The following is an 11,798-nucleotide window of genomic DNA, read 5'->3' as shown; positions in this document are numbered from 1 at the left end:
GCCGGAGGCACAAGCTTGACTTTAAGATTGCGAACAACAGGGCGTTTTTTTACAGAGATAGTGTACGTGCCTGATTTTACACGCCCTGCCTCAAAAAAGTACTTTGTGTTTCTGCTGATTGAAAAAATTGTGCGTGAAAAAGGGCGTACAAGGTCAAAGACACGCTCAGTGCTGTGTTCTTTTTTGATAAATAGTACAGCTCGGTTTACTTTTTTACCGGTAATTTCCGCTTTAAGCTCTATGTTGTCTCCTTCTACAGCTTCAGTATTGCCAGGTTTTACAAAAATCTTAAAAGGCGGAGGTTTTTTATAATTCTGAAAAGGGCTGCTTATACGCAGCAATGCAGCCTTTGTTAATGGAGTGTTTATAAAAAGCAAAAGACAAGCGATAACGAAGGATACAGCAAGGAGTGCAGCTTCAGTTTTTTTTAATCTGAATTTAACATGACTTGTAAAATCAATATCTTTTGTTGCGTCAGATACCTCATTTAAGGCGGCATCAGCAAGATAGGAAGATGTATTTTTTCCATTCTTTCTGCTTCTGTAAACCTGGAGCGCATTAACGATTCTGTCTTTTTGTCCGTATTTTGTACCGGCTTCAACAGCAAGAGCGTCATCAGACGGATAACTGTGCAGAAAAAACAGGGAGAAGAGGGGGTATAGTACTTTAATTGTCAATAAAACTAATGTTACAATAACAGCAGCGCTGATAAGCGATACTCTAACTGCAGAAGAAGGCCACAAGATTGATTCGAAAACAACAATAAAATCAAACACGGCAAGCAGTATTGCCAGTACAAATGTGCATCCGTACATAATCCGGACGGTCTTCTGTTTCTTTCTCAGCAAAGAAAGTTTTTTTATAATTTCAGAATATGTATTATTTGTTTTGTCCATTTGCCTATCAGTGTAAAAGCGCCCAAACAACAATATTCGTACCCATTTTAAGAGCGGCAAGCCTTTTGTCAGGAGGGTCATTGTGCACCCCGGGGTCGGCCCATCCGTCGGATATGTTTGTTTCAAAAGTATAATAAACCATTATTCTTCCGGAATCATCAAAAATTGCAAATCCCTGAGGCGACATGCCGTTATGTTCGTGGATTTTCGGAAGGCCGTTGGGGAATTTAAATTGAATACTGTATATGCCGTGGGAGAATGGAAGTTCCAAAAGCTTTCGGTCTGGAAAGACTTTGTGCATTGCCTGCCTGAAAGATTTGTCCATGCCGTAATCATCGTCAGCATATAGAAAACCGCCGTTTAAAAGATATGATCTGAGATTGGCAGCTTCCTGATCGGAAAATGAGATCATTCCATGCCCCGTTAAATAAAGAAATGCATAGGAAAAGAGTTCCAGATCCGTAAGAGCCACTTGTTCTTCTTTTAAGGAAACATCAATATTAGTGTTCTGTCTTATGAATGAACAGAGGTTAGGGATGCATGAAGGGTCATTATACCAGTCTCCGCCTCCGTGATATTTGACACGCGCAATTGTAAGGGGCTGGGAAAATGCTCCTGTAAATAAAGATGAAAATATAATAATAGATAATAAGTTTCTGCTGATTTTCATCTTAAAAACCTCTAAAAAAATTGAATTGTTACTGCTATTGCCATAATAATTGCTATGATTATTTTTGCAATTTTACTTGTCAGTGCTCCGATAAAAGCACCTATCCCCGCGTGCAGAGAACGTGACGAATCTCCTGATGATAAAAGCTCAAAAATTGCTGCGCCTGCAAAGGCACCGAAAAAACCTCCGAGAAGAGTCCCGATTACAGGGGCTATCGGAGTGCCGGCAACCGCACCTGCAAAACCTCCGATAATGGCTCCTATTGCCGCCCATTTTGAACCGCCGAATTTTTTTGCGAGCATTGCGCCAAAAACAGCTTCAAAGACCTCAAGGCCGACTGCAACACCAAAGAGTATTGCAACAAGAGTTATACTGACTTTTTCGAATCCTGTTAAAAGGCCGTAAACAAGAGCATCGGCTGCTATGATAAATGTTCCTGCAACACCGAATGGAATTATTACTACACCTGCTATCAGAACCAGAAAAAATAGTATTGTACCTGCTGTTTCCATATTATCCTCCGGAAGAAACAGTTTCTTTCCCAAAAATTTATATCAAAGTAAAATAACCATACCAGCCCGAAAAATCAATTATATCTTTTTTTAAAAGGAATAATTTTTTTATCGCATTTCTTTTTTGAATAACGTATATTTTCTGCATGGATACAAAGTCCTGAAATTTCGGCCAATTGGAGTTTTCCTGATTAGGGAGGATTATATAATGAAACATCTGATACTGTGTGTTGATGACCAGAGAGAAGTACTCGGCGCTTTGCGAAGAGATCTGGCATTTCTTGAACCATGCTTTACAATCATTGAGTGTGAATCTGCAAAAGAGGCTGATGAGGTTATTGCAGAACGCGAAGAGGATACAATTGCAATGATTATATGCGACCACATAATGCCGATAGAAAACGGCGTTGATTTTCTTGCAAGAGTAACTGCGAATCCAAAACAGAAAAAAGCAAAGAGGCTTATTCTGACAGGCCTGGCAACACAGCAGGATACAATCAGAGCAATAAACGAAGCAAGGGTTGACGGATATATTGAGAAACCGTGGGAAGAGCCTGAAATTGTTTCAGCGGTAAAAAAATTGCTTTTAGAGTATGTGGAGGAGAACAGCGTTACAGATCCTGACCTTAATGCATGCCTTAAATAAAGCGTTGAGAAGAAAGATATAAAGTTATAAAGTTAAAAGTTATAAAGTTAAAAGTTATAAAGTGGTAAAGTCGGTGTTCATAAAGTGTAATATATTTCCCCGGTATTTAATGCTGACATCTGAATCCTGCATTGGTGAAGTATTATACACCGGGGCATAATTTTTTTAGAAATTCAGTACCGGCTATCATATTTTTAAATAGTCGGTACTGATAAAGCCCGAAAAACTCCGGTAAAAAAAATCTCAACCTTGTCATTTCGATTCTGCCGCAGGCATAAGAGAAATCTTCTGCTTTATTATGCTTTAAGATTTCTATAGTTGTTTTGTTCCTTCAAAATGCCCTGATTGTTTGTTTGTCGTTCCATTCCAGGAGAAACCGGAATATGCCAGAAAATACATAAGTATCTTGACTTTTTCTGCTATTCTTGTTATACTATTTGACTATAATGATTTTGGTAAATTGTCTCTGCATGTTTGGATTTATAGACAAAACCCGAAACCTGTCTGCTCTTATAATCAATGTAAGGAAGTACATATGAAAAAATTGGAACTGCACGACAAAATCGCCGGATCTCCGGAGAAAAAAATAGCTGGAATACAGGACGACTGGTGGACAGACATATCACCTGATTTGTGGAAATCTCACAACAGTTATCTTGTTGACAGGTCAGGAGAAGAGTATCTTGATTTTTTCGGATTTTTATCAACAGCGCCTGTTAGTTATAATCATCCGCGTTTAAGAGATAAAGCATTTCTTGACAGGCTGGCAAAAGCATCTTTTTACAGGCCGTCACTTGCTGATTTCTGGACTGAGGAACTTGCAGAATTTGTTGATGCATTAAGAAAATACGGAACACCAGATTATCTTCATCACTACTTTTTTATTGACGGCGGAGCTCTTGCTGTTGAGAATGCTCTTAAAGCCTCATTTGACTGGAAAGTAAGGCGCAACCTTGAAAAGGGTTTAATTGATCATGACCCCACGGAAGACCTTATGCCCCTTGGAACAAAAGTTATATCTTTTGAGTCCGCTTTTCACGGAAGGTCAGGATACACACTTTCTTTAACGCATACTAATGATAAGAGAAAGTACAAGTATTTCCCAAAATTTGACTGGTTCAGAGTTGAACCTCCTGTTATGCGTTTTGACAATAACGGAGCGGTTTCAAATCCTGAAGAAGTACAAGCGCAGGAGAAAAAAGCGGCTGATGCTATTGTTTCCATTCTTGAGAAGCATGGCGATGATGTGGCTGCATTTATTATAGAACCCATTCAGTGTGAAGGCGGTGACCGCCATATACCATCCTCATTTTTTACAACATTAAGAAATCTTGGTGACAAGTATGATGTTCTGCTTATTTATGATGAAGTGCAGACAGGATTCGGAACAACCGGTAAAATGTGGGGGCATGAACACTTCGGGCGAGATGCAAAGCCGGATATTATTGCTTTTTCAAAAAAGAGCCAGGTAGGCGGAGTAATGGCCAACCATGATAAATTTGCCCGGTTTAAAGATAATGTATTTGCAAATAATGACGGAGGAAAAAGCCGCCTTAATTCTACATGGGGAGGACACCCTTCCGACATGCTGAGAGGCGCAGAGTATCTGAAAATAATACATGATGAGAACCTTCTTGCTAATGCTTCTGAAAAAGGGGAAAAACTTCTCTCGGGAATCAGGGAATTTTGTAAAAAGTATGATACTTTGATAGAGAATCCGAGAGGCAGGGGAATGCTGCTTGGGTTTGATGCTGCAACTCCGCAGGATCAGGGAAACCTGTGGCAGGCAATGAAGGAAGAAAACCTGCTTGCACTTACGTGCGGAACAAGAACAATAAGATTCAGGCCGCACCTTGATTTAACAGACGATGATGTGGAGCAGGGGCTTGACAGATTAGGCAGGGCCTTGAAAAAAATATCAAGATGAACATAGATTCCGGAGAAAGCAGTATAAAAGGCACACTTTACCTTGTAAGTACGCCGATAGGGAATCTTGAAGATATAACTTTCAGAGCTGTCCGAATTCTTAAAGAGACGGATATTATTGCTGCTGAAGATACGCGCAGGACAGGTATTTTACTGAACCATTTTGGTATTGAGAACCGCCTTGTAAGTTATCACGACCACAACAAGGAGAAAAGCGGTCCTGCGCTTATCCGGAACTTGATGCAGGGCAAATCAATTGCAGTTGTTTCTGATGCCGGCACTCCGGGTATTTCCGATCCTGCTTTTTATCTTGTGCGCCTTGCTGCGGAAGAATCTATTAAAATAACAGCTGTACCTGGCGCATCTGCTGCTGTTTCAGGACTGATAGTTTCTGGAATTGCAACTGACAGATTTGTTTTTGAAGGTTTTTTGCCTGTAAAAAAGCACAGAAACAGGCGGCTGTCCCAATTAGTTGAGGAGCAGAGGACAATTGTCTTATATGAATCTCCTTATCGTTTACTTAAGACCTTAAATGATTTAAGGGATGTGCTCGGCAACCGAAAAGTGGCAGTATGCAGAGAATTAACAAAGAAGTTTGAGGAAATTGTACGTACTACAATTGATGATGCAGTTGAGTATTTTTCATCATCGAGAATCCGCGGAGAATTTGTATTAATAATAGAGGGAAATACAGGAAAAAATGACAAAACTTTCTGAAATTAATCCCATACCCCGAAAGGTGGAGAATTTTTTTCTTTCGGCAATTGGCCCGATAGTGAATTTGGCATCAAAATTAAATGTTCATCCAAATACATTTACAACATTAAGTTTTTTAATGGGTGCTGTAGCATCGTATTTTGTTATTATCGGCAATTTGAGAATAGCGTCTCTGTTTTTACTGTTTTCCGGCCTTTGCGATGTGCTTGACGGAAGACTTGCAAGACAGAGCAATAAGGTTACAAAATTCGGAGCCTTATACGATTCCACTCTTGACCGTTATTCGGAAGTGGTTTTCTTCTTCGGCCTGGCATATTTTTTTATAAGCCATGACTGGTTTTTAACAACAGTTGCAGTTGCAATAGGGCTCGGAGGTTCTCTTATGGTAAGCTATGTCCGGGCCAGAGCCGAGGGGCTTGGATTTGAATGTAAAGTGGGTATTCTTCAAAGGCCTGAAAGGCTTCTTCTGCTTGGAATAGGCGGATTAATCCATCTGTATACGCTTGTTGCTGCAATATGGATAGTTGCTGTTTTATCAAATGTAACTGCAATTCAGCGTATAGTGCATGTTTGGGATCAGGACAAGAAAGAGAAAAGCCAGAATAGTGTATAAGTAATTTGAAAGGAGTATTGCGATGTATCGCCAGATGCTCCGTGCAAAAATTCAACGAGCACGGGTAACAGGTGCGGACCTCTTTTATGAGGGGAGCATAACAATTGATCAGGATCTTATGGATGCTGCTGGTATTCTGCCTTTTGAGAAGGTTCATATACTCAATATAGCAAATGGTTCACGTGCTGAAACATATGTTATTAAGGGAGAAAGAGGCAAGGGAGAGATAATAATGAATGGGGCAATTGCCAGGCTTGCTCAGGTTAGTGATCCTGTTATAATACTCTCCTATGCAAGCTGCGATGAAAAGGAAGCAAAAGAGCTGATCCCGAAAATAGTTCTTGTTGATGATAATAATCGCATAAGAGATATTATATCTTAAGTTATTTAAGGAGGCCATTGTGTCAGAAAAGATCGAAATAAAAGAACCCAAAGGGAAACTTGGAGTACTGGTTCCCGGCCTGGGTGCAATAGGTACAACATTTATTGCAGGGGTTGAATCAATATTACGGGGCCATGTCCTGCCCTACGGGAGTTTAACCCAAATGGGAACAATAAGGCTTGGAAAGAGGACTGATAACAGGATACCGAAAATCAAGGATTTTGTCCCTCTTGCAAATCTGGAAGATCTCGTTATCGGAGGATGGGATATTTTCCCTGATAACGGCTATCAGGCTGCTAAAAAAGCCGGTGTGCTTAAAGATGCCGATATTGAAAGAGTAAGAGATAAACTTGAAGCATTAAAACCCATGAAGGGAGTTTTTGATAACAGATATGTGAAACTGCTTCACGGCACATGGATTAAATCCGGTAAAACCAAGATGGACCTCGCTAAGCAGTTAATGGAAGATATTAGTAATTTTAAAGAAAATAACGGCGTTGACCGAATGGTTATGATCTGGTGTGCGTCAACAGAGATATTTTTAAAGCAGGAGCCTGTACACGAATCGATTGAAGCCTTTGAAAAGGGATTGGAAGAGAATCATGAAGCAATTCCCAATTCAATGATATATGCTTATGCAGCAATGAAAATGGGCGTGCCTTTTGCAAACGGTGCTCCGAATCTTACAGTTGATGTTCCTGTTATCAGGCAGCTTGCCAAAGAAAACGGCCTTCCAATCGCAGGGAAAGATTTTAAAACAGGGCAGACACTTATGAAAACCATTCTTGCTCCGGGCCTTAAAGCAAGGCTTATAGGGCTTAACGGGTGGTTCTCAACAAATATTCTTGGAAACAGGGACGGGGAAGTTCTTGACGATCCTGAATCTTTTAAAACAAAAGAGGAATCGAAGCTTTCGGTTCTGGAACATATCCTTCAGCCCAAGCTATATCCTGAACTTTACGACAATTTTTATCACAAGGTAAGAATTAATTATTATCCGCCGAGAGGAGACAATAAAGAGGGATGGGATAATCTTGATATTTTCGGCTGGATGGGTTATCAAATGCAGATTAAGATTGATTTTTTGTGCCGTGATTCAATTCTTGCAGCACCGATTGTACTGGATTTGATTATGTTTATGGATCTTGCAAAGCGGTCAGGAATGAGCGGAATTCAGGAATGGCTTTCATTTTATTTTAAGAGCCCCATGACAGCACCAGGCCTTTATCCTGAACATGATTTGTTTATTCAGCTGATGAAACTAAAAAATACTCTCAGACATCTGCGCGGAGAGGAACCTATTACTCATCTCGGGCTGGAATATTACGATTGACAAGAAACAGGCATATTTACTCGATTCTGAAAACTTCCCTGCCTGCTGCTGTTGATCTTGCATCTCAGCCTGTTATGTGGCTTATTGAAGCTGCTTTTATCGGCCGGTTAAGTGCAGCGGCTCTCGGGGGAGTTGGTTTTGCTTTGCAGATTGTCATTGTTACCTGTACTGTTCTGCTTACATTTGTAATGGGAGCAACGATTCTCATTAACAGGGAGCTCGGTTCTGATAACAGATGGACAGCAAATCATATTGTGGGACAGACGGTTATGGCCAGTTTTCTCCTGGTCATTCCTATAGGGCTTTTGTGGTATTTCGGGTCGCCGCTGATATTTAAGCTGATAAATGAACACGGTGTCCGGTCTATATCGGGCGTTGAATCCGGCATTCAATATTTGCAGACCATTGCAATGTTTACACCGGTTCTAATTCCGAACTTCATTGCAGTGAGTCTTATAAGGGGAACAGGCGATACGCATGTGTCAATGGTAATTAATTTAACCATGAATATTACAAATGCGGTTTTAACGCCTGTGCTTATTTACGGGCTTTTCGGATTTCCCCGCATGGAAGTAAGAGGTGCTGCGCTTGCAATGGGAGTTGCCCATTCCCTTGGTTTTATAATGACGTTCTTTTATTTCAGAAGAAGAACGTCAACGCTGTTTCTCTCTTTCAGGGAGCTTACCACTCCCAATATGCAAAGTTTTAAACAGCTCTTTAAAATAGGGCTGCCTGCAACAGTAGAGCAGATGGTATGGTCAGGCGGTCAGCTTGTAGTTACGAGTTTTGTTGCTCTGATGGGCATTACACCTCTGGCCCTGCATCAGCTTTTTTTCAGAATACAGGCTGTGCTTTCAATGGTGTATATGGGTTTCGGGCTGAGTGCCATGGCTCAGATCGGCAAAAATATAGGAGCGAACCAGCATCTTCTTGCTGTCAGGACAAGGAAGCTGACAAACAGAATAGTTTTTATTCTCGGTATTACGGTTCTTGTTATTTTAGTTGTTTTTTCAGGGTCTATTCTCCATATTTTTGTCAGAAAAGAGGATACGATATTTGCGGATTACGGATTCCGCATGATTTTCATAATTTTTGCACTTGTACAGGTTCCCAAAGCGCTGAATTCAGTAATAAGCGGGAGCCTCAGAGGCGCAGGGGATATACAGTGGCTGATGTGGGTAAATATTGTGACAGTTCTTTTGTTTGAAATAAGTTTTAACTGGGCCGGAACTTTTATATTCAGGTTCGGCCTGGCAGGAATATGGATTGTACAGTTGGTTGATGAAACTTTCAAAGGGTTTTTGAATAATAAAAGATTTCACGGCGGAAAGTGGAAATTAAAAAAATTGTAAGTTTAAATTGCAAGAGAAAAGGGAAAATATTTTCAAAGATTTATTAATTACTTTTGAGGGGATAGACGGGTCGGGAAAATCAGTTCAAGCTCGCAAGCTGTTAGCTAATCTGCGTTTCAGGGGGTTTTCAGCCATTCTTGTCAGAGACCCGGGAGGGCCTGTTATTTCCGAAAAAATAAGAGAGCTTCTTCTTCAAAGCGAAAAGGGTTCGGTTGATTCTGTTGCAGAGCTTATGCTGTATGAAGCTGCACGTGCTCAGCTTCTTGCCGAGAAAATACTTCCCGCTTTTTCTGCCGGGAATATTGTTATTTCCGACAGGTTCACAGATTCGACACTTGCATATCAGGGTTACGGCAGAAAACTGCCTCTTGATGCAGTTTTAACTGCAAATAGTTTAGTGTGCGGGGATGTAAAACCGGCTGTAACCTTTATTCTGGATATCTCTCTGGAAGAATCTCTGCGGAGAAGAGAAAAAACAGTTGAAGCTGATGACAGGATTGAGAAAGAAAAAGAGGGCTTTTTCAGGGATGTAATAGCCGGATATAAAACAATCGCAGAGCAGGAACCTGGCAGGGTTATTATGCTTGACGGAAACCTTGCAGTTGAAAAATTGGAACAAATCATACTTGGGAATGTTTTAAATATAATAGAATCTGAAAAGTTATAGAAAAATTTTTCGTATATCATAAAAATTAGTTATCTTGTAGAATGTATATTTAAGTTGATCCCACGACGGAAGGAAAGGTAAAATGAAAAAGATGAGACGCATTGCAACTAATATTGTAATTTTGAGCCTGTTTGTTGTTTTTTTCTTTATAATAAGCAATATGGCCCAGGGCTCGGATGTGTACAGGGTTATATCAAAGAATCTGACTGTTCTCGGCGAAATATATAAAAGGATATCAACAAACTATGTTGATAAGATAGACCCGGATAAATTTTTCAAAGCAGGAATTCAAGGAATGCTGAACACCCTTGACCCATACACAAATTATATTGAAAAAGAGAGTAAGAGCCAGCTGCAGATATTGACTGACGGAAAATACGAAGGCGTGGGTATGATGCTCATCTATCGCAATAATGTTGTTACTGTTGCGGAGCCTCCTTTCCTCGGAACTCCTGCTGCACGAGCTGGAATCAGAGAGGGCGACCGGATCATTAAGGTTGACACGTCATGGACAAAAAATCTTGGGTTCAGCAAAACAAGTATGCATGTAAGAGGCCCTGCAGGATCGGAAGTAACATTAACAATAAAGCGCGAGGGAGAGCCGCATCCTCTGAAATTCACACTTATTCGGGAAGCAATTAAAGTTGAAGATCTTGTCTATGCAAGTGAAATAAGAGACGGTATAGGATATCTGAAGCTGACGCGTTTTTCCAGAAATGTAGGTTCGGATATTGCGCAGGCAATACATAAAATGGATCCGGACAATCTTAAAGGGCTCATCCTGGACCTTCGCTCCAACCCGGGTGGGATGCTTAAATCAGCAGTTGATGTTTCTGATGTTTTTTTGCAGAGGGGGAAAGTTATTGTTTCTACAAAGGGCAGAGTCAAACAGTCCAACAGAAAATTTGTATCTCTTTCAAATCCTGTTTACGGAGAAAAGCCGCTTATTGTTCTTGTAAACAGCTTCAGTGCGTCAGCTTCCGAGATTGTCGCAGGAGCAATACAGGACCATGACAGAGGTATAGTTGTAGGAGACACAACTTTCGGTAAAGGGCTTGTTCAAACGCTGTTTCCCATGACCCGTGAAACAGCACTTAAAATAACAACTGCAAAGTACTATACACCGAGCGGCAGATGCATTCAAAAAAGGCATTATTCTTCGTGGGAATCTTTTGAATCTGATTCTTTAAAACATTTTTCAACAGATAACGGAAGAGCGGTAAAAGCAGGAGGAGGAATAGCTCCTGATGTTTATGTTGCTCCGAGGCTTGTAAGTGATTATGTTGTTGCCTTAAGAAGGAGGTCTCTTTTCTTTAATTTTGCAGTCCATTATGCAAATAATAAAAAACAAATTGATAAATCTGTGAAAATAACGCCTGACATTTTAACTGAATTCAGAAATTACATAACGGAAAAGTCTTTTAAGTATGAACTGCCCATTGAGAAAAATCTTGAACTGTTTCGTAAGGAAGCGGTTTCTGACAAGCTTGACCATGATCTGATAAACAGAATAGATGCTTTGGGCGTTTCCATAGAACAATCAAAAGGCCGTCTTTTTGATGCAAGCAGCAATGATATCAAACTTATTTTAAAACAGGAACTGGCATCAAAATATTTTGGTACAAAACGGTCCATTGAGATTGGAATCAACGGTGATCCGACAGTAAAAAAAGCAATTGAAATTATTTCAAAGCCGAAATTGTATAACTCGTTGATTAAAAAAACAATCAGCAATAATTAATAAATATTTATCAGGAGGATTGTATGAGCAGCAAGTATGTTTATTTATTTGGTGACGGGAATGCAGACGGCAGTGCCGGCATGAAGGATCTGCTGGGTGGAAAGGGTGCAAATCTTGCGGAAATGTCCAGGCTTGGAATACCTGTTCCACCGGGATTTACTATAACATCAGAAGTATGTACAATGTACACTGAAAAGGGCAGAGACCAGGCCATAAGTCTTATCAAAGATCAGGTTGAAGCAGGAGTAAAACACATTGAAAATATTCTGAACCTGAAGTTCGGTGACAGCGAGAATCCTCTTCTCGTTTCAGTCAGATCCGGAGCACGAATATCAATGCCCGG

At 40.4% G+C, this 11,798-nt stretch carries 13 protein-coding genes; 10 read left to right on the top strand and 3 right to left on the bottom strand.

The genetic code is table 11. From position 1 onward, the window contains the following. From J7K93_08910 to J7K93_08900, 3 genes are all read right to left on the bottom strand, one after another. Positions 1-896 (bottom strand): hypothetical protein (locus J7K93_08910; GenBank protein MCD6117121.1); only part of this gene is annotated, 896 nt, incomplete at its 3' end. A 7-nt stretch (positions 897-903) separates the two neighbouring features. Further along, positions 904-1,566, bottom strand: a complete 663-nt coding sequence (locus J7K93_08905; GenBank protein ID MCD6117120.1) for a DUF4159 domain-containing protein — start codon at positions 1,564-1,566, stop codon at positions 904-906. An 11-nt stretch (positions 1,567-1,577) separates the two neighbouring features. Continuing rightward, on the bottom strand, positions 1,578-2,078 hold the full coding sequence (locus tag J7K93_08900; protein ID MCD6117119.1) for a DUF456 domain-containing protein: 501 nt from the start codon (positions 2,076-2,078) through the stop codon (positions 1,578-1,580). A gap of 205 nt (positions 2,079-2,283) precedes the next feature. Between J7K93_08900 and J7K93_08895 the strand changes: the two genes are divergently transcribed. The 10 genes from J7K93_08895 to J7K93_08850 form a co-directional block, all read left to right on the top strand. Then, complete coding sequence (locus J7K93_08895; protein MCD6117118.1) at positions 2,284-2,724, top strand: response regulator; 441 nt, start codon at positions 2,284-2,286, stop codon at positions 2,722-2,724. Positions 2,725-3,259: 535 nt separating this feature from the next. After that, positions 3,260-4,651, top strand: coding sequence for an aminotransferase class III-fold pyridoxal phosphate-dependent enzyme (locus J7K93_08890; GenBank protein ID MCD6117117.1), 1,392 nt, complete (start codon positions 3,260-3,262; stop codon positions 4,649-4,651). Further along, positions 4,648-5,367, top strand: coding sequence for a 16S rRNA (cytidine(1402)-2'-O)-methyltransferase (gene rsmI / locus J7K93_08885; GenBank protein ID MCD6117116.1), 720 nt, complete (start codon positions 4,648-4,650; stop codon positions 5,365-5,367). The genes J7K93_08890 and rsmI overlap by 4 nt, the downstream gene beginning before the upstream one ends. Next, positions 5,351-5,980: a CDP-alcohol phosphatidyltransferase family protein gene (locus J7K93_08880; protein MCD6117115.1), complete on the top strand. Its 630-nt coding sequence runs from the start codon at positions 5,351-5,353 to the stop codon at positions 5,978-5,980. Before rsmI ends, J7K93_08880 begins: the two co-directional genes overlap by 17 nt. A 22-nt stretch (positions 5,981-6,002) precedes the next feature. After that, positions 6,003-6,362 carry an aspartate 1-decarboxylase gene (locus tag J7K93_08875; protein ID MCD6117114.1) on the top strand — a complete coding sequence of 120 codons (360 nt, stop codon included), beginning with the start codon at positions 6,003-6,005 and terminating at the stop codon, positions 6,360-6,362. A 31-nt stretch (positions 6,363-6,393) separates the two neighbouring features. Then, a complete protein-coding gene (locus J7K93_08870) occupies positions 6,394-7,695 on the top strand; it encodes an inositol-3-phosphate synthase (GenBank protein MCD6117113.1) in 1,302 nt (433 codons plus the stop codon). Continuing rightward, positions 7,692-9,047 (top strand): MATE family efflux transporter, encoded by a 1,356-nt coding sequence (locus J7K93_08865; GenBank protein MCD6117112.1) that lies wholly within the window; start codon positions 7,692-7,694, stop codon positions 9,045-9,047. Before J7K93_08870 ends, J7K93_08865 begins: the two co-directional genes overlap by 4 nt. A 7-nt stretch (positions 9,048-9,054) precedes the next feature. Next, on the top strand, positions 9,055-9,714 hold the full coding sequence (tmk, locus tag J7K93_08860; protein ID MCD6117111.1) for a dTMP kinase: 660 nt from the start codon (positions 9,055-9,057) through the stop codon (positions 9,712-9,714). A gap of 82 nt (positions 9,715-9,796) precedes the next feature. Beyond that, positions 9,797-11,455, top strand: coding sequence for a S41 family peptidase (locus J7K93_08855; protein ID MCD6117110.1), 1,659 nt, complete (start codon positions 9,797-9,799; stop codon positions 11,453-11,455). A 23-nt stretch (positions 11,456-11,478) separates the two neighbouring features. Beyond that, positions 11,479-11,798, top strand: a 320-nt coding sequence (locus tag J7K93_08850) for a pyruvate, phosphate dikinase (GenBank protein ID MCD6117109.1), incomplete at its 3' end; no start/stop codon positions are given.

Source organism: bacterium (assembly GCA_021158245.1).
Classification (GTDB): domain Bacteria; phylum Zhuqueibacterota; class QNDG01; order QNDG01; family QNDG01; genus QNDG01.
Note: the sequence above shows the minus strand (reverse complement) of the source record. Positions and strands in the feature narration are given on the sequence as shown.

Excerpts from the sequence above, each read along its gene's own strand:
- J7K93_08905 (MCD6117120.1), bottom strand. The coding sequence starts at position 1,566 with ATGAAAATCAGCAGAAACTTATTATCTATTATTATATTTTCATCTTTA.
- J7K93_08890 (MCD6117117.1), top strand. The coding sequence starts at position 3,260 with ATGAAAAAATTGGAACTGCACGACAAAATCGCCGGATCTCCGGAGAAA.
- J7K93_08875 (MCD6117114.1), top strand. The coding sequence starts at position 6,003 with ATGTATCGCCAGATGCTCCGTGCAAAAATTCAACGAGCACGGGTAACA.
- J7K93_08880 (MCD6117115.1), top strand. The coding sequence starts at position 5,351 with ATGACAAAACTTTCTGAAATTAATCCCATACCCCGAAAGGTGGAGAAT.
- rsmI (MCD6117116.1), top strand. The coding sequence starts at position 4,648 with ATGAACATAGATTCCGGAGAAAGCAGTATAAAAGGCACACTTTACCTT.
- J7K93_08900 (MCD6117119.1), bottom strand. The coding sequence starts at position 2,078 with ATGGAAACAGCAGGTACAATACTATTTTTTCTGGTTCTGATAGCAGGT.
- J7K93_08855 (MCD6117110.1), top strand. The coding sequence starts at position 9,797 with ATGAAAAAGATGAGACGCATTGCAACTAATATTGTAATTTTGAGCCTG.